Here is a 21,774-nt window from a genome sequence, read left to right as displayed (position 1 = left end):
TTTTATTATTTCTGCCGATAGATTATATAAAAGCAAAGTCATTTTGCACAAATGCAAAATGACTTTGCTTTTATAATTCATATTTTTTTATTCTATACTGTAAGCTCTGTCTTTTTATTCCCAGCTGTTCTGCTGCTTTTGTAACATTATTTTTATGTAATTTTAATGTGTTTTTAATTACCTCTTTTTCATATTGACTCATTATTTGTTCTAAAGTCCTAAGGTGCAAAATGTCTTTGCTATTTATCTTTTTGGGTTTTTGCATATATTTAGGTAGATCTTTTATATTTATTATATCTCCAAGCATAGTGTTAAAAGCATATTCAATATTATGTAGAAGTTCTCTTATATTACCTGGCCAATCGTATTCTCTAAATTTCAAGATAACCTCTGGTGATGATCCTTTCACCTCTTTTGAATAATGCTTGGACAACTTTTCAATAAAATATTTAACTAATAGCTCAATGTCACTTTTCCTATTTCTAAGAGGTGGTATATTAACCGTAACCGTGCTAATTCTATAGTATAAATCTTTCCTCATTTTATTATTTTCTATTAATGAAAGAGGTTCTTCATTAGTAGAACATATGATTCTAACATCACATTCTATATCTTTTAATCCCCCAACTCTTCTGAACTTCTTCTCCTGTAAAACACGTAAAAGTTTTGACTGCATATGAAGGTTCATTGAATTAATCTCATCTAAAAATAGGCTTCCACCTTCTGCTTGTTCAAATAATCCTATCCTATCAGAGCTTCCTGTAAAGGAACCTTTTTCAGTACCAAAAAGTATACCTTCAATTAAATTTTCTGGGATAGCAGCACAATTTACAGCAACAAACTCTTTAGTTCTTCTTTTACTGCCTGAATGTATACTTTGAGCAAACAATTCCTTACCAGTACCCGTTTCTCCATAAATCAACACAGAACAATCTCTGTCAGCAATATTGCGTGCTAACTGGATTGTTTCTATAAAATTCTCATCTTTACCAATCAAATCATCAAATTTATAATATTTTAATGCATAAAAATTTTTTCTATTTTTATTAAGTTTATCTTTCTCACCATGTGATAAAAATTTATCAAAGCAATCAATTTTTAAACGATAATGTTCAAGTACTTCTTTATCTTGAACTATTACAGCAACACCAATTAAGTTATTTTCAATAAATAGAGGATATCCAGAGTTCATAGTAGTAATTACTTCATTATTTTTATTTTTAAAGTTATCACACCTATTAATTATGGGCATCTTGCTCTTAATTGTATTTAAAGTTGTGCTAAAGTCTTCCTTTAAATCATATATATCAATCAAGTGCTTTCCAATAATATTTTCTCTATTCATTTTCTCGATTTTTTCATTAAATTTATTACAAAATATGAGATGCCCTGTTTTATCATAGACTTGAATACCTTCTGAAACACAATCTAATGCAGCTTCATATATTTCACTCTTATCTGTTACCTCAGTTATATACATAATGTATCCTGCACCCATTAAATTTTCAGTTCTAGTATATCTAAGTACCATACTGCTCCAATTTATATACCCCTTGCCATTATGTAAATCTATATCAAAAAAGCTTCCAATTTCTTTTCCTATACATTCATTTAAAACAGATACTTTATCATTGTTACCGCTTGTACCCAAATATTCAATATGTTTTACAACATTGTTATGATCTAGGAAACATATAATATCATAAGAAACCATCTTCAAGCCTCCAAAAGTCTTCTTTAATTAAAAACTACATATTATTCATTCAGATTAATATCACCAAGCATAATACCTATTATTTCATTATTTTTCTTTATAGGCATAGTCACTGTTATATTATAGTGTCCCGTAGCTATTGATATATATTCCTTTGATACATACACTTGTCCATTAAGTGCTGGTAAGAAATAAGGTCTTCCATAGCAACTTCTAAACTCCTTAGGGATATCTATTGTAGCACCGACCATATATCCTTTTTTATCTACTACAGCTAGAAGTTCTATAAAGTCATTTTTTTTCTGCACTTCCTTTAAATAACTTTCAAATCTAGTTTCATCCATTGAAAGCACATTTTGATTAGCAATAATATCTTCAAGTAATGATTTTGTCTTAACTACCTTCTCTTCTATTTCCGCAGTAATTTTAAATGTACTCAGATAACTGTCTAGCATAGTTTTTGATATTTCCACGCTTTGGTTAAGTTGTAAAATTGTAGTTTCCATATCTTCTATTATGGCCATCTGATTTTCTGTAGATTCATTTACTGCCTCTATAACATCAGCATTTTCTTCTGTAGCAGCCTTTATTATATCCATAGAAATAGTAATCTTATTTATATTTTCCATTTGATCTTCTGTAAGCCTTGCTATTGTATCCACACAATTTATATTTCTTATAAGCGCCTCATCTATAACTGAGGATTGGTTAAGCGACTTCACCGCAAAATTCACATTATTACTAATAACATCAGCTTCTTCCTCCATATGGACTTGAAGTTTACTTATACTATTTTTTATACTTTCCACAAGTTCTTTTATTTCTTTTGCTGAATTAGATGACTCATAAGCCAGCTTACCAACTTCTTCTGCTACAACAGCAAAACCTTTTCCGGCCTCACCAACTCTTGCTGATTCTATTGAAGCATTTAGAGATAAAAGATTGGTTTGAGATGAAATGTTATCTACTGCTTCAGTTATTGTATGTATTTTTCCTACTATTTTGTCCAAATTATTTATATCCTCTATAACTTTGCTGTTATAATTCTTTATTCCTTCTATTTTAACTACTAATTCTCTAAAGGTGTTAAAACTATCTTCAACAATTAATTTAGTTTCTCCTGCAGCTTTTAAAGTATCATCTGCATTATTTTTTATATCCTTAACTTCCAAAGCAAATTGGTCCACCTGTTCTTTTATATTAGATGCTTCCACTACTTGGTTATTTATTGACTTCGACATATTATGTACAGTTGAGTTAATTCCATTTGCCAAATTATAAAGTTCTGTACATTTATCTTGTATGTCCTTTGACCCTTTTGAAGTTCTTTCATTTATATTTACAAATTGACCTAATAGTACCCTTATTTTATTAGTATAAATATTCATTTTTTCCGCAATTCTGTTTGTAATACCAATCCTTCCTTTTTTTATACTTAAATTTAATTGTCCATTAGATATTAACTTTATTTTTTCATATATTTTTTGAGTTTCCTTATAAATAGTTATAGATGAAAATATCTTGAATATTAATGCTAGTAGTATAAGAGTAAGTAAAAGAACAGTGTTTTCTCTAAATAAAAAAATACCTATGCCAATCAATACAGTTAATATAATGTCCCCTAATAAAACTTTACCCATAATTTTTTACCCCTCATCTACTATTAAATAAGATCTATGAATCTTTTTAGCAGCATTTTTCCATACTCATGCTCTTTTAGAGAATTGTATAGTTCATCAATATCATTACCTTCTTTAATTAAGTTCTCTTTTTGTTCTGAAATGTATGCTTTAGTAATTTCAAAATTAAATTCCGGATGAAACTGAACTCCCCATATACTTCCATATATAACAAATGCATGATGCTTTTCAAAATCATTTCTAGCTAATAATTTTGCATCTGCTGGTAACTTTACTACTGTTTGTGAATGTACAACATGACCTAAAAAACTATCTGGAAGTATACCAAGTAACTCATCCTTTTTGCCTTCTTCAGTTAATTCTATATTTACAGTACCTATCTCTTTGCCTTCTGGGTGATATCCTACAATACCACCAAAAGCCTGACAAATTAACTGATGTCCATAACAAATCCCTAATACTGGAATAGATCTATTCGCTATATCTCTTATATATTTTTCAGTAGCTACACTCCATTCTGCGCAATCTGTAACCATAGAATGTGAACCTGTTATTATGACTCCAGATATCTCTTTTAAATCTGGTAATATATCGCCTTTGTAAACTGAACATACAATAACATCTTTTTTAGGTAGATCTATTTGATTAATAACAAAATCTTCAAAATCTCCATAACTTTCATTAATTGAAGGAAATGTTGTACCTGTTTTAATAATTAATATTTTTTTCATACTGACTCCCCCTAAAAGCATTATATACAAAGACAACCGACACTTAGCTATATCCTCAAAAAATTCGCCCCTATAAAAATTTTTAATTTTATAAGTTTAATTGAAAAACCTTTCCATCAATATTTTTTACTTCTTTACTAATATTACTTAATATAGAAACTACATTGTTAGATAATTGTTCTGCTTCTGCAAGAATTTTTTGTATACTTTCATTATTCCCCTGTTCCATTGCGTCAAATATCTCATGAGCCTTGTTATGCAAAAGCAAATGATCCTCATTAATCCTAACCCACTCTTCTCTTATACCTAAATGTGTAATATTAAGCGAATTATAAAAATGTCCAAACCTACATTTATTTCCATCTTTTTGTATTGGTCTTAATTGTTTATCGTTAACTATTTGTTTAAGATTATCCATCCAAGATTTATGGGCTTGAATAGCATCTTCTAATATCTCTAAGAATTCTTCATTTGAGACTGGATGAGTTCCACTATTTAATATTTTCACCAACTCTCGTATTATTCCAGAAATTGTATCATCTATTTTACCTAAGCTTCTAGCATAATAATGTGCTTTTTCAGAATCTCCTGATACTGCTCTTGTCATTTGACTAATTTTTTCTGATTCATTTGCAACAATATTCATAGCTGAAGATATTTCTTCTGATGATGCAGTAATATCTTCCATAGAATTGGCTAGACTAGTAATTCCTCTTACTATATTTTCAAGTTTATCAGTACTTTCATTAAAGGATATATTTACAGTCCCAATTTTTTCAGTCATATCCGTCATTGAATTAATAGTACTGCTAACACTTTCACTACCTTCACTTGTCGCATTTCTCATATCATTAGTGAAGCTCTGCATACTATTAAGCTTAATTTTAGTATCTTCAGCCAATTTACGAATTTGATCTGCAACAACAGAAAAACCACGACCATGCTCTCCAGCACGAGCTGCTTCAATGCTAGCATTTAATGCAAGTAAATTAGTCTGATCCGCAATCATACTAACACCAGAAACAATTTCATCAACCTTTAAAGATATTTCTTCTAAAGCTCTTATTTTTTCTGACATATTTTCAGCATTTATAATTACTGTTTCTTTTATTTGATTAATTTGATGAAGCTGATTTTTACTTTCTGTATTATTTTTTATTAAATCCTCTGATTTTTCAACTAAATCATTTAGAATTTCCGTATTATGAATTATTACCTCACTAACTTCACTTGCATTTGCTGTAGTTTCCTCAACTACTGCCATATTTGATTCACTAGCTTCTGCTAACTGTTCTGCAACCTTCTTCAATTCCTTGGAAATAAAGGACATATTTACATCAAAATCGCTAAGTGATGCTGCCTCATTAATTAATTTTAAAATAAACTCATTATTTAAAGCTCCCATTTCTAATAACCTACTAAATAACTCAAATATATATTTATGAATATCATATTCCAAAATTGGTTTTTCTGGTTTCTCACCCTTTAAATAAGCCTGAACATAATTTATTATATATGCAACTTCATGGCATTTTGGCTTTTTATTAAACATTTGATATCCTCCCAACTAAACCTTACCTAAATACACTATAATTTACTTTTCATTATATCAACTGTTTACGTTCTATTCAATTTGTTTATTGTACTATTTTCTTAGATTTAACCTAAAGGTTATATAAACTTAAATTCTTTCACATCAAATAATCCTTGATCTGTTATTCTAATCTCTGGTATAACTGGCAATGCAAGAAATGACATTGTTATAAATGGATCTATATTATTGTTAATTCCAAGCTTAAAAGCCTCTTTAAGCATTTTATTCAACGTTTGCTCTACATATTCAGCAGTAGAATTACTCATTAGACCTGCAACTGGTAATTCTAAAGTACCAGCTATCTTTCCAGCGCTTACAACTGTATACCCTCCATTTACTCTTTTTAATTCTTCAACAGCAATAAGCATATCTTCATCATTATCACCTACAACAATTAAATTATGTGAATCGTGAGCTACAGTACTTGCTATTGCTCCATTCTTAATATTAAAATTACTTACTATACCAAGACCGATATTTTTTGTAGCTTTATGTCTTTCTATAACAGCAACCTTAGAAAATTGTTCATCCTGTACAAAGGCTCCATTTTCAACTCTAACCTTTGCAATTTCTTTTTTAGTGATAAGTTCATTTGAAGTTAATCCTATAACTACTGCAGTATCTTTATCCATATATATCTTTAAGTCTTCAGAAGTTATATTTGGAATTCTAACTGTATTAAATACATTTCTATCCTCTATTTTAGAAGAAATCTCCTTATATAGCTTCTTATCGCTATATATTATCTCTCCTCGATAAAGCACTTGATTAATATCAAACTCTTGAAGACTATCTAATATTATTAAGTCTGCTGAGTATCCCGGAGCTATGGCACCAAGCCTTTTTAACCTATAACATTGAGCAGTATTAATAGTAGCCATACATATTGCTTCAATTGGATCCACTCCACAGGCTATTGATTTTTTTATGTTATAACTTATATGCCCTTCATTCTTTATATCTTCCAAGTGTTTATCATCTGTGCAGAATATACATCTGTTAAATCTTATATTCTTTTTCAGCAATCCTTTTATGATATTTTCTAGGTTTCTTGCTGCTGAACCTTCTCTTATTTGCACATACATTCCAAGCCTCAAACGTTCCAAAACTTCTTCTATTGTTGAACATTCATGATCTGTAATAATCCCTGCTACCCTATATGCATTAAGTGCATCTCCAGTTAAATTTGGAGAATGACCATCAATGCTCTTGTCATCAAACAAATCAATTTTTTTCAACATTTCTTCCCTTCCATTGATTACAGAAGGATAATCCATCACTTCTCCAAGTCCTAGTATTCTATCATTTGATAAAAGAGGCTCGATTAATTCTGCGCTTAAATCAGCACCATTATTTTCAAAAGGTGTACTTGGAACACATGATGGCATCATAAAATAAACATTTAAAGGTAATTCTCTTGATTGATTTAGCATAAAGTGAATTCCATTAGTTCCACATACATTAGCAATTTCATGTGGATCTGCAATTATAGTTGTTGTACCATGCGGAAGTACGGCTTTAGCGAACTCTGAAGGTGTTACCATAGTAGATTCAATATGAACATGACTATCAATCAAACCCGGACAAACATATTTACCTTTAGCATCAATCTCATTTATTCCACTGTAATTGCCTATACCTACTATTTGATCCTTACATATGGCAATATCACCTTTAACTATTTCTTTCGTAAATACATTTACTATATTAGCGTCTTTAATAACCAAATCAGCTTTCTCTTTTTTCATAGCTACATTTATTCTTTTTTGTTTTAACTTTACACTCATCTTTATTACCTCGCTAATTTTTATTTTACGCATATTGTAACATAAAATCAGCTATTTTTGAATTTGCATAAAATCACCTTTTTTATCTTTTTTCAGATTTTTCTTCTCATTACTCATAAGTAAAGTTAAGACTATAGCTACAATTACTATAGCACCAGTTACATAAATAGCATATGCCATAGCATCTATAGTGGCTTGTCCTTGAATTATAGTTGTTAATTTAGTTAAGGCTGATACCTTAGCTGTTCCTTGAGATAACCCTCCATGCATATACAACTTAGTTAATGTTCCTATAGTATCATTTGCTACTTTATTATAATTAGTTATTTGTTCTGCTAATTTTAAATAATTATAATTTGTTTTGGATTGTATAATAACTGTAATTAAGGTAATACCAATAGAACTAGCTATCTGCCTTATTGTACTATTAAGAGCTGTTGCTTTTGGAATCATCTCTTTATTTACAGCATTTAATCCTACAGTACTGATAGGCATCATTGCAATTCCTAATCCTATAGCCCTTATACAACTAACAAGTATTATAAATTCCTTGCTAGAATTCATATTTATCACTTTTGAAAGTTCAAAAGAGGCTGCTGCAAGTATAATAAGGCCTGGTATAACTATTGGCTTTGCTCCAAATTTATCAAAAAGCCTCCCGCTTACCGGCATTAAAGCCCCCATAACTAATGCAGATGGCAGCATAATAATACCCGTTTCCATAGCTGTATATCCCCTTATGTTTTGTAAAAATAAAGGTAATACATAGGATATCCCCATCAATGCTATAGTTAAAACAGATACTATAATTAAACTTATGCTAAAATCAAATAGTTTAAGAACTCTGAGATCTAATAAAGGATCTGGATGTGTAAGCTCATTTACTATAAATAATATAAGACTTAAACTACCTAACGCAATTAGCATAGGATTTTTCACATCTGACCAATCAATTGAGGCACCCTCTCCAAGAACATATAATATACTAACTATCCCAACTGTAGAAGATAAGAATCCTATTATATCAATTGATTTAAACGGTTTCATAGGTTCGTCTTCTAGTAATATGATAGCTAATATTACTCCTATTATTCCTATAGGAATGTTAACAGTAAAAATAAGTCTCCAATCTAATTTTTCAATAATTAATCCACCTAAAGTTGGTCCTATAGCTGGTGCTGCCATGGCTGCTATTCCATAAACTCCGAAAGCAAGACCTATCTTCTCCCTTGGAAATACTTTATATAATATAGCCATTCCCACAGGCTGCATCATACCTCCACCAATAGCTTGAAACACACGAAATACTATCATACTTGAATTACTCCAGGCAAATCCACATAAGGCAGAACCAATGGTAAACATACCTAACGCAACAGTATATACCTTTTTTGCACCGAAAATTTCCTGCAAATATCCTGTTAATGGTATAATTGCCCCAAGCGTTAACGTATAAGAAGTCATTACCCATTTTATATCATCTAGTGATACTCCAAAAACAGTCATCATTTTAGCAAGCGCCACATTGATTATGCTACTACTTAATATAGACATAAATGTACCAATTATGATTACCATCATTGATAACCAAGGACCTAGTGATTCATTACTATTCTTCTTCACTGAACATTCCCCCATTATTTAACGCGAATCCTAACAACTGTATTAGTTATTGAAAATATTCTATTTTTTTAATTCAACTTTAGCATACACGACAAATATATAATATAATTGTTCGCATATAAACAATTGCATTATACCATTTTTTATTCAATTTTTCAAGAATATTCTTCCATGTGAGTTATATTAAACCAATATTTTTTTATTTCTATAAAATATAGAAACCTATTATACTGAAATACGTATATAATATTAATAGGGAGTATAGAATTATTGTTATAATCCCAATAATTTATGAAAGGAATGATTTTATGAAACCAGTAGAAATATACACAAGTGATACCTGCGGGTACTGTCATTCTGCTAAAGACTATTTTAACCAAAATAATATTCAATTTGTTGAGCATAATATCTCAGCAGATGCTTCGGCTAGAAAAGAACTTATAAAAAAAGGTTACAGGTCTGTTCCTGTAATTGTAATTGGTACTGAAGAAATACTTGGATTTGATAAAGAGAAAATCAGTTCATTGTTAGGAATATAATTTTTTAGGCATGAGCTTAGAGCCCATGCCTAAATGTAATTTCAACTTTGTTTCTTCCACTATTTTTAGCTCTATAAAGAGCCTCGTCTGCTTTTTCAATCATTTCGTTCCAAGACATATTTTCATCTAAAGCTTTGTAACTAATACCAATGCTAATTGTAATTTTAATAGATTTATCACCTATTATAAACTCATGCTCTTCTACATTTCTTCTTATGTTTTCACATATTTTTTTAATATCATCTAAACACATATCTGTAAATACTACACCAAATTCTTCTCCTCCATATCTTCCAACTGTTTTTGAAGCTCCAACAGTACTGGTAATTATAGATGAGATCTTCTTTAAAATTATATCTCCAGAGATGTGCCCATAGCTATCGTTCACTTTTTTATAAAAATCAATATCAAGCATGGCGAAACCAATGCTTCTATTTTTTTTCTCCTGATTTTTAAACTCTTTTTGGAACAACTCAATTAATAAGCTATGATTATATAAACCTGTAAGACCATCTTTCATAGCCATTTCCTTAAGCTTATCTTGATATGACTTAAATCTTAATGCTGAATTTATTCTAGCGAACAATTCTACTTCATCTATAGGTTTTTTTAGATAATCAAAAGCTTCAAGTTCCAAAGCCTTTTTTATATCTTTACTACCAGTTTTAGAAGTAATCATAATTACAGGTATATCTCTAGTGTTATCGCTTTTCTTTAATAGCTTGCAAACTTCAAAGCCGTCAAGTCCAGGCATAACTATATTTAACAATATCACATCTGGTAGAATTCTATTAGCTAAATCTAATGCATCATACCCATTAGTACATGCAAACACAACATATCCTTCATTGGATAAAATGTCTATAAGGATTCTTAGCTCTAATCTCGAATCGTCTACTACAAGTATTTTTTTATTCATATTAATTTTACCACCTATCACTTTAACAATTACTAAAATTCTATTTCTGCTATCTATCCTAATAACATACAATATAATGATATATACTAATCGGTGGATGTTACTAAATTTTCACGCAATAATCGACATTTTTTATCAATTTCTATTTTACCAAAGAGAAGTTTACTTAGTAAATAGATATTTTATTTAAAATTCTTTTTTCATTCTATACCATAAAAAACTTCTAATAATAAAAGCAACAATTAGCTTTTATTATTAGAAGTAGTATGAATACAAAAGCATCTATATTTTTAATTTAACATTGCAGTACTTATGCAGCTGACGTAAAGAATTGTAAGTGATGATAGATAAAAATAGGATCCTTATGTTTTCGACAAAACCACCTAGATATACTAATTAATAATGTGATAAAATACTTATAATAACAAAATTATACTTATATGAGGTGATTTTAATGGATAAAGTTTATAATTTTTCTATAAACACAAAAAAGTCTGATGAATTTGTAAATATAACTAGTTTTTTAAAGAAATCTGTAGCTGATAGTAATATTAAAGATGGTACAGCTGTAATTTTTTGTCCTCACACTACTGCTGGTATAACTATAAACGAAAACGCTGATCCAGATGTAGTTAGGGACATACTTGTTAATTTAGATAAAACTTTTCCTGAAAGAGGAGATTATCATCATATGGAAGGTAACTCTCATGCCCACATAAAAGCCTCTCTTATGGGATCAAGTGCTACTGTAATAATTCAAGATAGCCATCTTCTACTTGGTATCTGGCAAGGAGTATACTTCTGCGAGTTTGATGGTCCTAGAAGCAGAAAATTTCATATAAAAATAGTTGAAGGATAAATACAAATGAGGGGGACTAACAATGAAAAAACTTTTCACTTTTTTTACAGCAGCATTATTTTTTGTATGTTTGCAGGTTGCACCTTTTAACGTTCATGCTGAAGGCACTGGAAAGACCTATTATGTATCTCAAAATAGAGGAACTGGAACAGGTGATTATGGCACCATAAATAATCCTTTTTCAAAGATTCAAGATGCCATAGATCACATGAAGCCTGGCGATACTCTTTTAATAAGAGAAGGTACATATCATGAAACTACAGATGTATATGATAAGAATGGTTCAAGTAATGCCTGGTACACAATAAAAAACTATCCTAATGAAAGTGTTGTAATGACTGGAGATAACCTCAAAAATATGGGTGGAAAAGATGGTGGAGATGCAATAACCTTTGCCGGAAGCTCCTATTGGAAAGTTGAAGGTTTAACAATCGAAAACTATACTGGTGCAGGAATTTATATAACTAGAAGTTATATAACTAAAAATACTTCTAGCAATATTGAACTTAATAAATTAACTATACATGATTTAGATTATCCTGAATATAGACCTTACGGAACTTCTGGAGTGTATGGAGATGAGATTTCAAGTAACTGTATTGTTAAAAACTGCGAAATATACAACGTAGGTTTAAAAATAAATAAACCAAAGGATCATGGAATATACATAGGTTACGGAGCTTCAAATTGGACCTTTAGCGGAAACAAAATTCATGATAATGCTGGAGCAGCTATCCAAATGTATGGCTCTCCTAATGGTGGTAGTAACTGCACTATTCAAAATAACATCTTATATAATAATCGTGCTTATGGTATGGCAATAGGAAGTAGTGCTACCAACAACTACATAAATAACAATGTATTTTATGGAAATGCTTTCGATGATATTTATATGCTGGAAGGTGCCGTAAAGAATTATTTTAGAAACAACTTATTTTTAAGCAGATATAGCAATTATAACGTGCAATTATCTGATGAAGGTTCAATAGATAATTCTTTTGATAATAACACTTATTATAAGGTTAATGGTATAGTGCTAAATAGATATGATAAAACTTTAACCTTTGATGAATGGAAATCCTATTCTGAGGAGTATTCTGGACAATACATTAATGACGAAAACACTGCTGAAGCTTTAATACGCAATTGGACTCCTGTTAGCGGAAAGAAATACTCTAGTATAAGATTAAGTGGACAAGACAGATTTGAAACCTCTGTAAAAATTGCAGAAGCTTTTAACAATGGAGCTGTGGACAGTATAGTCATTACCTCAGGATACGATTTTCCTAATGCTCTTAGTGGCAGCGTTTTAGCAGCAAAACTAAATGCACCTATACTTTTAAGTGGTAATTCTAATCCTAGAAATCTAAAAACTATAGAATATATAATTAACCACCTTCCTAAAAATGGATATATTTATATTTTAGGCGACGAATCTGATGTAACTAATGATATAGTAACTAGCTTAAATTCCTTAGGTTATTTAAATATAAAAAGACTTAAAGGCGATTCAAAATATGAAACAATAAAAGCAATAAATGATAAGATAAATGCTCAAGAAGGAACTCCACTGATTGTAGCTGGCGGAAACGTATTTGCTGATGGTTTAAGCATTTCAAGCGTTGCAGCTTCAAAAGGATACCCAATAATTTTATCAGATAGTGAAGCTTTATCTGATTCTGCTATACAGACTATCCAAAAAGTCAAACCTTCAAAAGTCTATATTATAGGAGGAACTAGTGCTATATCTGATTATATAAAAACACAAATTCAAAGTATAACAAAACTTTCTGATGATGACGTATGCAGAATTTGGGGAAGTGATAGATATGAAACTTCTCTTAATATATCCAAGTATTTTAATTTAAACAGTGACACGGTAACCTTTGCCTCTGGAGAAAATTTTCCGGATGCTCTAGCTGGCAGTGTGTATGCTGCAAAATATAATTCTCCTCTTATTCTTGTAAGTGGAGATATTAAAAATCAAAAAGCTTATGTTGATGAGAAAGACTTTGTAAATCAAGTTATTTTTGGCGGAACAGGTGTTATTGGAGAAAACTTAAGAATTAGTCTATCAAAATAATTAGTAAAAATCAGGCGCTGAACAATTATTTTATCCAGCGCCTCTTCTTATAGGATGGGAGTTTTAAACCTATTACTTGTGTTCATTATATTCAAAGTTACATTCCATAAGTGGAACTATCTTTGTCTTTTTAACTTTCTTATATCCGAAATATAAACATATAAATACAGGAATACATAAATAGTTTGTGATAAAATCGAACCAACTGAAGGTTTCAGCCTGGAATATCCATATATTAGAGCCGAATATAACAATTGTACATAGTATTACAGACATAATAGGTCCAAAAGGATACCATTTAGCTTTATACTTTAAATCTTCTAATCTTCTGCCTTGAGCAATATATGCTTTTCTAAATCTATAGTGGCAAATTCCTATACCAAGCCATGCAAAGAATGCTGTTATTCCCGAAGCATTATAGAGTATATAATATATTTTTCCATCACCAATTAACGATGCAAAGAATGCAGAACAAGCAATAATGGCCGTGGCATATAAAGCATTTACTGGAACTCCTCGTTTATTAACCTTCGCTAAAACTTTAGGTGCTTTCCCCTCTTTAGCCAAAGCGTATAGCATACGTGATGCAACATAAAGTCCAGAATTACCACAAGAAAGCACTGAAGTCAAAATAACTGCATTCATAAGACTAGCTGCCATTGCTAAACCAGACCTTTGAAAAACCATTGTAAATGGACTGTACGCAATATTATCTGCACCACTTTTCAATAGATTTGGATCAGTAAACGGAATTAAAAAACCAATTACTATAATTGCCCCCATATAAAATAATAGAATACGCCAGAAAACAGTTTTTATTGCTTTTGGAACATTTTCTTCAGGATTTTCTGATTCACCGGCAGCTAGTCCAACTATCTCTGTTCCAGAAAATGAGAAACCTGCAACTAAAAATACATTAACAATAGCAATCATACCACCAACAAAAGGACCTTTCTTTCCAGCACCATCAGATAGCACCCAGTTAGCGAATCCAGGTGCCTTACCACCTAAAATACCAAATATCATAAGAACACCTACTATAAGAAATATAATTATAGTAGCAACCTTAATACTTGCAAACCAATACTCACCTTCGCCATAAGCCCTTGCAGACAAAAAGTTTAAACTAAAAAGTATTATTAAGAACCCTATACTCCACAGTGTGGTATTTGTATTAGGAAACCAAAACTTAACAACCAGCGAACCTGCAACTAATTCAGCAGCAACACATAACGCCCAGCAAAACCAATAATTCCATCCGAGGGTAAAACCTAAGGCTGGATCAATAAATCTTGTAGCATAAGTTTCGAAAGATCCTGATATAGGAAGTAAGGTTGCCATTTCACCAAGTGACGTCATCAAAAAGTAAACTAAAATCCCCATAACTATGTAAGCAAAAGCAGCTCCACCAGGCCCTGCTGTACTTACTGCACTACCACTTGCAAAGAATAGGCCTGTCCCAATTGATCCTCCAATAGCAATCATATTCATGTGCCTTGCTTTTAAGCTTCGATGAAGTTCTCCTTCTTTTTTTGTTTGAACCTGTTTTGTTTCTAAATTTGTATCCATAAAAAGCCCCCCTTTTTATCTCTAGCTTATGTACATATAACTATTTACCTATTGGGCATGCACATTCACAAACCCTACAATATTTTATAGCATTTATTGGACCTTCTTCCGAGTTTTCGTATAATTCCATAGGTTCCATATTAGCCTCATCTTCCTTCATTTGTATATTGCATATTGTTCTATCAAAATTTCCTACTCTTCCAGGAAGCTCAGCTCTACCTAGTTTCTCTTCTGAATATACTTTCTTAGCAAATACACCTTTCGCACACTTTTCCCAGCATCTTACTTCACATCCAGCACATGGGTCATACCCTGAGGGTCCAGTTGATTGCAAATCTAAGTTTAGACCGATTCCTCTTAACCTTACATGTGAACCATATTGTGGAGTAACCAATAAGTTATTCCTTCCAATGCATCCTAAACCAGCTACTACTGCAGAATCTTTTAAAAATATTCCTCCTTTTTCTATATGATAGTGAAGAGGATATGTTTCTATTCCTGCTTCAATCATAATTTCCTTAAACTTTTTATTAACTTCCATAAGTTTTCTGTTACCCGGAGTAGTATGTCCATCAAACCAATAATCTAATTTAGGTTCATTAACAGGGTGATAATATGCTAATACAACTACACTCTTCATTCCTTCTGGCCATACAACACCAGGTAAAAAAGTATCATTTTCATCTCTCATATATGTTCCGACACCATTGTATTCAGGCATTTTAGTTACAACATTAAAAGCAGGTGCCTTCTTTAAATCTTCTATATTTGCAACTCCTGCTAAACTAGCACCACTTTCTAATGCAATTCTTACAATTTCTTCTGAAGTAAATTTTTTCATATTTTTTATTCCCCCTTCGTATTATAAAAAATAAATTACTTATTTTTTTAACTTTTTATAAATTACCTTTATCAAATCTACACATATATTTTCTTTTCCTACAAAACTTTTTGTTCTTTATTAAACTTTTACAAATTATATACGCAATAAATGTGCCATATAGTTTCCAAAGAGTTTCAAGGTTTTTTGGTTACTTATTAAACCAAAGTTCTCTTGTTTCTGTAAAAGCTTATTTACAATCGTAAATTAGTTTTTACAAATTATATTGTATTTGTTGACCTTATTTATTATAGTTGTATGAGAAACGCCTAAAATCTTTGCAGCTTTTCTAAAACTTTTAGTCTTTTCCAAAACCTTACTAATAGCTTGCCTTTCACATAATTCTACTATTTCACTTAGTTTCAACTCATTCTCCATACATAAGCTGGTTACTATATTTTGCTTTGAATCTTTGAAATCCATATTTAAAGATTCTAATGTTAAATAGTTTCCTTCGCACAAATTCATAGCTCTTTCTATAAAATTTTGTAGTTCTCTAACGTTTCCTGGCCAATCATATTTCATGAGTCTATTTATAAATTCTATATCTGCGCCTTTTATTTTTTTATTTACCTTCTTATTTAATTTATCTATGAAAAACCTGACTAAAATAGGTATATCTTCTAATCTATCTTTTAGCACTGGAATATATACTGGTATTACATTTAACCGGTAATATAAATCTTCCCTAAATTGTTGTTTTTCAATCATTTCTTCTAAATTTCTATTAGTAGCGGCAATAATTCTGACGTCAACCTTTTCTTCTTTGTTACTTCCTATTTTTCTAATGACTCCTTCTTGAATAACTCTCAAAATCTTTGCTTGCAAGATCATTGAAAGTTCTCCTATTTCATCTAAGAATAAAGTTCCTCCATCAGCTTCTTTAAAAAGGCCCTCTTTTCCGCTATTAATAGCTCCAGTAAAACTTCCTTTTTCATATCCAAATAATTCACTTTCTATTAAGTTATCTGGAAGTGCTGCACAATTAATTGTAACAAAACTGTTATTTCTCCTATCACTTAAGTTTTTAATAGCTTTGGCGAAAAGCTCTTTCCCAGTACCGCTTTCTCCCCTTAAAAGAACTGTTGAATTACTCTTAGCAATGGTAGAAATAAGTTTCTTTACTCTTTCAATAGATATACTATTGCCTACAATTTCTTTAAAGGCTCCCTCTTTTGTTGATGTTATAACATCTGCAAGTTCCATTGCCTCATTCATGTCCTTGATTGAAGCAACTGCTCCTACGGTCTTATTATCGTCATCTTTGATTGCTCTTCCTGAAGTTATATAATGACTCTTTCCTCTTTCATTCTTAATACTAAATTCTACATTATCATATTCATCTCCATTTGTTATTAACTTAATTATAGGAGCATTATCTCCTATTAAGCTCCTCACATCTGTTTCTAAAACTTCTTCTTTTTTATAATGGAAAACTTTTTCACAATAATCATTAAATATACCTATCTTAAAGTTTTTATCTATGGAAATTATACCTTCATCAACTGAGTTTATTACAGCAAGAAGCCTTCTTTCATTTTCTTCATAATATAAGAGCTCAATTTCACTAATGTTAATTATCCCTTTTATTTTGCATATATTTTCTTTCAAACTTTTCTTTTTGCATTCATCTATGTACTGTATTTTTATAAGAACCTTTCCTGGAAAAACCTCAACTGAAACCAAATTTATTTTAGCTTCATAGACCTTTTGTAAAATTTCTACTGCTATACCCATTCTGTCTTCACCTATTATTTCAAACCTAGTAAAATTTTCCACAATTATCATCTCACCTTTTAATAGTTTTTAATTGCTATTCACTCCCCTAGTTTTAGAGAATTTTATTTATACACTGGACATGCATATTCACAAGTTCTACAGTACTTTATTGCCTTTACTGGTCCTTCCATAGAAATCTCTTCTATTTCCATAGGTTCTACATTAGTTTCATCTTTCTCCATTTGTATATTACACAATATTCTATCGAAATTCCCCATTCTTCCTGGTAGTTCACTTACTCCTAATTTTATATCTGAATATATTTTTTTGTTAAATGCTTGTTGTACACACTTTTCCCAACATTTCACTTCACATTCTAAGCATGGATCATAATTTAATCTGCCCGTTGATGGTAAATCTAAACCTAAACCCAATGCTCCTAATCTTACATGTGTTCCATATTTAGGGGTGATTAGTAGATTATTTTTTCCAATGCAACCCATACCAGCAACTACTGCAGAATCCTTTAAAAATATTCCTCCATCTTCTATATGATAGTTAAAACTATACGTATTTACCTCTGCTTCATACATAATATTTGCAAGCTTTTTGCTAATACCAACAAGTTTTCTATTGGCGATTGTATTGTGGCCTTCAAACCAGTAATCTATTTTAGGGTCGTCAGTAGGAAGATAATATGCCAAAACAACTACACTTTTTATTCCTTCTGGCCAAACAACCCCATTTGAAAACTTTCCTTTTATATCACGATCATATGTTCCGACACCATTGTATTCAGGCATCTTAGATATAGCAACATATGCTGGCGCCTTCTTTAAATCTTCTATATTGGCAACTCCAGCTAAACTAGCTCCACATTTTAATGCAAGTTTTATTATTTCCTCTGAAGTGAATTTTTTCATAACACTTTATTCTCCCTTAGCTCTAGAAAATAATACTTCTATTTCCAAATTAATATTCTTATATACATACTGGATTTTATTTAATATTAAGACAAATATACATAAATTTCTTTATGCACAATGACAAAAAAACAACAAAATAATTTTATTAATTTATGCATTTTGCACTAATACATAAAAATAATCCTCCACTAAAGGGGAGGATTTATATTTATGTACTCGAAAGCTATAAAGGATAAAATTAATCTCTGTCTTAACTGAGCATTGTTTAGATCAAATTTAAACAACTCTTCTAGTCTTGTAATTCTATAATTCAAAGAGTTTCTGTGCAAATGTAACTTGCTTGCTGTTTCCTTTGAGTTTCTTTCATTCATTAAGTACTCTTTAAGAGTTACATAAAAATCTGTATTATTTTTTCCATCATAATCTAAAAGTTCAAATATAAGAGGATGACAAAAGGCTTTTAAATCATAGCCTAAAGAAATTAGCTCCATTGCATGATACTTACTTGCAGAATCATAATCCATTAATATATTTGAAGAATCCACAGATCTACAATATTTAGCAGCTCTGTCCGCCTGTATGTAATATTCCTTTGAGTCTTTTAAATTTAAAAAATAGTCGCTTATACCTGCGTATGCATTTTTAGATTTAAGAACATCCATAAATCCATCATATTCTTTATCCGTCATGGATTTTTTACTGTTCTTATTTATAATCATGACAATACTATCCTTATATATAATCGCTTTACTTTCTAAAACAAAGTAATTTAGACAATTACAAAGATGGGTTAAATTATAGATATTATTGTGCTTAGCATCAATTAATATCTTCATTACACGAAATATTTTTTTTATTTTCCATCCTAGAAGGCAAAGCCTATCATATACTAATTTTTCATTATCTATTCGCCCTTCAATGAGATCAATAATTACATTTTGATACATAATATCTAATGAATTTTTATCAGATTTAGCATCTAGAAGTAATGGCGCTATAACAGAAGAAAAGTATTCCAACAATTCATAATCACTTTTTTTAAATCTTGATTTATTTTTCTCCTCTGATAATATGTGAATAAAACCAACAACTCTGTCATTACCATTAATGCTATTAGCTAATATGTATCTATTCATACCATCAATTCTTATCAATATTGGACTTTTACATTCTATAACTTTTTCAATTATTTTTTCTTTTAATATAATTTTAATAGTTTCATAAGATAGATACCCTACCAAATAACTTTCCCAAAGATAATCATTCTTTTTAATACTTTTCTTTGTTATTCCATATACTTTATATGTCAAATCATAAATAAGAATCGAACCATCAAATACCCTATCACTTAAATCTACTAAATCCTGTATTGCTTTTCCCTCTGCAACAGCTATTTTCAGTCTTTTCTCCCATTCATTATAGAACTTAAAAATTTCCTGAATATCATTGAAAAGTAAACTTAATTTTATCTTACTTTTAACTACTATGATATTAAATTTAGTTTTACAGTTTACACTATCAATAATTTCACTGTATCCAATAGATATAAAATTTATATTATTGTTGATATATGAAACATCTGGAAGGTCTTCATTTAATCCTATATACAATGTGTTTTCAAAAAATTCCATCATTGAGTTGTCAAACATTCTAATTGTATCAATAGTAGACTTTATATTGCCTTTGATAACCAAATCTTTGTCATATTCCTGTAGCTTGTCATATATTATATTTATGCTAAGTTTCATAAAATCAATCCTTATTAAAACATAGAACCATTCCAGCCCCAATCCTTTACTTCATCAAAGATTATATATATATTGTCCTTAGGTATAGAAAGCTCTTCTTCAAGCAAATCACATATTTTCGCTGTTATTGATTCTTTATATTTTCTATCTGCAGTTCCAAATATCTTGACTTCTACAAATGCTGCCTTATCTTTTTTTTCACCTCTAAAATAAAGACAGTGCTCTTCCTTAAAACCTACCATAAGCCACTGTTCGCTTTTTCCTGGAATTTCAGCTATAATCTCACCTAATCTAGCTTTTATAGCTTCTCGCTTTTCATCTGTCAATTTTACTGATAAAGTCGAATTTATATATGGCATAATGATTCCTCCTTAAATATATCTTTCATTATCTCTGTAGACATTTTATCATATATTTTACATTACTATCAAATTTAAATAAGACTTTTACTTAATCTTTTTTAAATTGTGAAACTCTAAAGACTTAACTCTTTTCCACTTTTAACAAAAATCTTAATATATCTATGAAATAGTAACTTGAAAATTCTAATTGTTATTAAATATCCAAACAAAAATAGTAAAATTTTAAATTTTACGAAAAATTATAGTAAAATTCAAAATTTTACGAAAAAATTATTGACATATAATTAGAATAAGTATTATAATTAAAATCGTAAATTTCGAAAAATTACGAAAAATGAATGTACATTTTTCTCTAAATACGCAAATATACAAAAAAACCATATTGCTAAAATGCTTACTGATAAATGACTTGTGAGCTAAGAAGAAATTAGTATACATAAGTTTGGAAGCTATATCATGAAAAATTGACACTATAAAAATTGCAGTTAAGGTATATCTAACAGAGTTAATCAATCTCTGTATGATTGTAGCAATGAAATCGTGCAGGAGATTAAAAAAATAAAAAATTAGATATGGAGGATATTTTAAAATGAAAATTAAATCAGATATTGAAATTGCACAGGAGTGTAAACCACATGACATTAGGGAGATAGCCTCAAAAGTAGGTTTATCAGAGGATGATATCGAGCTTTATGGAAAATATAAAGCAAAGGTAGACTATAATCTTTTAAAAACTACTAAAGGTAAAAACGGTAGATTAATACTATGTACAGCAATAAATCCAACACCAGCAGGTGAAGGAAAAACTACTACATCAATAGGTGTAGCTGATGCTTTATCAAAATTAGGTAAAAATACAATAGTTGCTTTAAGAGAACCATCACTCGGACCTGTATTTGGAGTAAAAGGAGGAGCAGCAGGTGGCGGATATGCTCAAGTTGTTCCTATGGAAGATATAAACCTTCATTTTACAGGTGATTTCCATGCAATAGGTGCTGCAAATAACCTATTAGCTGCAATGATAGATAACCATATATATCAAGGAAATGCTTTAGACATTGATCCAAGAAGAATAGTTTGG

17 protein-coding genes are annotated in these 21,774 nt (G+C 30.2%); 4 read left to right on the top strand and 13 right to left on the bottom strand.

The window, feature by feature from the left end:
- Window positions 1-70: 70 nt before the first annotated feature.
- From I6U48_RS13590 to I6U48_RS13565, 6 genes are all read right to left on the bottom strand, one after another.
- Window positions 71-1,714: a sigma-54 interaction domain-containing protein gene (locus tag I6U48_RS13590; RefSeq protein WP_218321007.1), complete on the bottom strand. Its 1,644-nt coding sequence runs from the start codon at window positions 1,712-1,714 to the stop codon at window positions 71-73.
- Between the two features lie 41 nt (window positions 1,715-1,755).
- On the bottom strand, window positions 1,756-3,354 hold the full coding sequence (locus I6U48_RS13585) for a methyl-accepting chemotaxis protein (RefSeq protein ID WP_218321006.1): 1,599 nt from the start codon (window positions 3,352-3,354) through the stop codon (window positions 1,756-1,758).
- Between the two features lie 23 nt (window positions 3,355-3,377).
- Complete coding sequence (locus I6U48_RS13580; protein ID WP_218321005.1) at window positions 3,378-4,085, bottom strand: glutamine amidotransferase; 708 nt, start codon at window positions 4,083-4,085, stop codon at window positions 3,378-3,380.
- Window positions 4,086-4,173: 88 nt separating this feature from the next.
- The gene (locus I6U48_RS13575) at window positions 4,174-5,637 is read right to left on the bottom strand and encodes a methyl-accepting chemotaxis protein (protein ID WP_218321004.1); all 1,464 of its coding nucleotides are present in this window, start codon (window positions 5,635-5,637) and stop codon (window positions 4,174-4,176) included.
- A gap of 119 nt (window positions 5,638-5,756) precedes the next feature.
- Window positions 5,757-7,466 carry an adenine deaminase gene (gene ade, locus I6U48_RS13570; protein WP_218321003.1) on the bottom strand — a complete coding sequence of 570 codons (1,710 nt, stop codon included), beginning with the start codon at window positions 7,464-7,466 and terminating at the stop codon, window positions 5,757-5,759.
- 51 nt (window positions 7,467-7,517) lie between these two features.
- Window positions 7,518-9,089 carry a DHA2 family efflux MFS transporter permease subunit gene (locus I6U48_RS13565; protein WP_218321002.1) on the bottom strand — a complete coding sequence of 524 codons (1,572 nt, stop codon included), beginning with the start codon at window positions 9,087-9,089 and terminating at the stop codon, window positions 7,518-7,520.
- 308 nt (window positions 9,090-9,397) lie between these two features.
- On the opposite strand from I6U48_RS13565, the gene I6U48_RS13560 reads away from it, so the two are divergent.
- A complete protein-coding gene (locus I6U48_RS13560; RefSeq protein ID WP_218321001.1) occupies window positions 9,398-9,628 on the top strand; it encodes a glutaredoxin family protein in 231 nt (76 codons plus the stop codon).
- Between the two features lie 16 nt (window positions 9,629-9,644).
- On the opposite strand, the gene I6U48_RS13555 is transcribed toward I6U48_RS13560, so the two are convergent.
- Window positions 9,645-10,547: a diguanylate cyclase gene (locus I6U48_RS13555; protein ID WP_218321000.1), complete on the bottom strand. Its 903-nt coding sequence runs from the start codon at window positions 10,545-10,547 to the stop codon at window positions 9,645-9,647.
- 454 nt (window positions 10,548-11,001) lie between these two features.
- On the opposite strand from I6U48_RS13555, the gene I6U48_RS13550 reads away from it, so the two are divergent.
- Window positions 11,002-11,406: a secondary thiamine-phosphate synthase enzyme YjbQ gene (locus tag I6U48_RS13550; RefSeq protein WP_218320999.1), complete on the top strand. Its 405-nt coding sequence runs from the start codon at window positions 11,002-11,004 to the stop codon at window positions 11,404-11,406.
- A 22-nt stretch (window positions 11,407-11,428) separates the two neighbouring features.
- Window positions 11,429-13,489 carry a cell wall-binding repeat-containing protein gene (locus I6U48_RS13545; RefSeq protein WP_218320998.1) on the top strand — a complete coding sequence of 687 codons (2,061 nt, stop codon included), beginning with the start codon at window positions 11,429-11,431 and terminating at the stop codon, window positions 13,487-13,489.
- A 72-nt stretch (window positions 13,490-13,561) separates the two neighbouring features.
- Here the strand turns inward: I6U48_RS13545 and I6U48_RS13540 are convergent, their stop codons facing one another.
- From I6U48_RS13540 to I6U48_RS13515, 6 genes are all read right to left on the bottom strand, one after another.
- The gene (locus tag I6U48_RS13540) at window positions 13,562-15,058 is read right to left on the bottom strand and encodes an amino acid permease (RefSeq protein ID WP_218320997.1); all 1,497 of its coding nucleotides are present in this window, start codon (window positions 15,056-15,058) and stop codon (window positions 13,562-13,564) included.
- Window positions 15,059-15,098: 40 nt separating this feature from the next.
- Window positions 15,099-15,899: a hypothetical protein gene (locus I6U48_RS13535; protein ID WP_218320996.1), complete on the bottom strand. Its 801-nt coding sequence runs from the start codon at window positions 15,897-15,899 to the stop codon at window positions 15,099-15,101.
- Window positions 15,900-16,145: 246 nt separating this feature from the next.
- A complete protein-coding gene (locus I6U48_RS13530) occupies window positions 16,146-17,717 on the bottom strand; it encodes a sigma 54-interacting transcriptional regulator (RefSeq protein WP_218320995.1) in 1,572 nt (523 codons plus the stop codon).
- Between the two features lie 62 nt (window positions 17,718-17,779).
- A complete protein-coding gene (locus I6U48_RS13525) occupies window positions 17,780-18,580 on the bottom strand; it encodes a hypothetical protein (protein ID WP_218320994.1) in 801 nt (266 codons plus the stop codon).
- 191 nt (window positions 18,581-18,771) lie between these two features.
- The gene (locus I6U48_RS13520) at window positions 18,772-20,331 is read right to left on the bottom strand and encodes a PucR family transcriptional regulator (protein WP_218320993.1); all 1,560 of its coding nucleotides are present in this window, start codon (window positions 20,329-20,331) and stop codon (window positions 18,772-18,774) included.
- A 14-nt stretch (window positions 20,332-20,345) separates the two neighbouring features.
- The gene (locus I6U48_RS13515; RefSeq protein ID WP_218320992.1) at window positions 20,346-20,690 is read right to left on the bottom strand and encodes a phenylpyruvate tautomerase MIF-related protein; all 345 of its coding nucleotides are present in this window, start codon (window positions 20,688-20,690) and stop codon (window positions 20,346-20,348) included.
- Window positions 20,691-21,282: 592 nt separating this feature from the next.
- On the opposite strand from I6U48_RS13515, the gene I6U48_RS13510 reads away from it, so the two are divergent.
- Window positions 21,283-21,774: formate--tetrahydrofolate ligase (locus I6U48_RS13510; RefSeq protein WP_218320991.1), on the top strand; the 492-nt coding region annotated here is incomplete at its 3' end.

The organism is Clostridium thailandense, assembly GCF_019207025.1.
Lineage (GTDB): Bacteria > Bacillota > Clostridia > Clostridiales > Clostridiaceae > Clostridium_AM > Clostridium_AM thailandense.
The sequence above is the reverse complement of the archived record's forward strand: the minus strand, read 5'-3'. Positions and strand labels throughout refer to the sequence as shown.

Bases quoted from the DNA above. Each gene is read 5' to 3' on its own strand.
- I6U48_RS13590 (WP_218321007.1), bottom strand. From the start codon at position 1,714: ATGGTTTCTTATGATATTATATGTTTCCTAGATCATAACAATGTTGTA.
- I6U48_RS13585 (WP_218321006.1), bottom strand. From the start codon at position 3,354: ATGGGTAAAGTTTTATTAGGGGACATTATATTAACTGTATTGATTGGC.
- I6U48_RS13580 (WP_218321005.1), bottom strand. From the start codon at position 4,085: ATGAAAAAAATATTAATTATTAAAACAGGTACAACATTTCCTTCAATT.
- I6U48_RS13575 (WP_218321004.1), bottom strand. From the start codon at position 5,637: ATGTTTAATAAAAAGCCAAAATGCCATGAAGTTGCATATATAATAAAT.
- ade (WP_218321003.1), bottom strand. From the start codon at position 7,466: ATGAGTGTAAAGTTAAAACAAAAAAGAATAAATGTAGCTATGAAAAAA.
- I6U48_RS13560 (WP_218321001.1), top strand. From the start codon at position 9,398: ATGAAACCAGTAGAAATATACACAAGTGATACCTGCGGGTACTGTCAT.
- I6U48_RS13555 (WP_218321000.1), bottom strand. From the start codon at position 10,547: ATGAATAAAAAAATACTTGTAGTAGACGATTCGAGATTAGAGCTAAGA.
- I6U48_RS13550 (WP_218320999.1), top strand. From the start codon at position 11,002: ATGGATAAAGTTTATAATTTTTCTATAAACACAAAAAAGTCTGATGAA.
- I6U48_RS13545 (WP_218320998.1), top strand. From the start codon at position 11,429: ATGAAAAAACTTTTCACTTTTTTTACAGCAGCATTATTTTTTGTATGT.
- I6U48_RS13540 (WP_218320997.1), bottom strand. From the start codon at position 15,058: ATGGATACAAATTTAGAAACAAAACAGGTTCAAACAAAAAAAGAAGGA.
- I6U48_RS13535 (WP_218320996.1), bottom strand. From the start codon at position 15,899: ATGAAAAAATTTACTTCAGAAGAAATTGTAAGAATTGCATTAGAAAGT.
- I6U48_RS13525 (WP_218320994.1), bottom strand. From the start codon at position 18,580: ATGAAAAAATTCACTTCAGAGGAAATAATAAAACTTGCATTAAAATGT.
- I6U48_RS13520 (WP_218320993.1), bottom strand. From the start codon at position 20,331: ATGAAACTTAGCATAAATATAATATATGACAAGCTACAGGAATATGAC.
- I6U48_RS13515 (WP_218320992.1), bottom strand. From the start codon at position 20,690: ATGCCATATATAAATTCGACTTTATCAGTAAAATTGACAGATGAAAAG.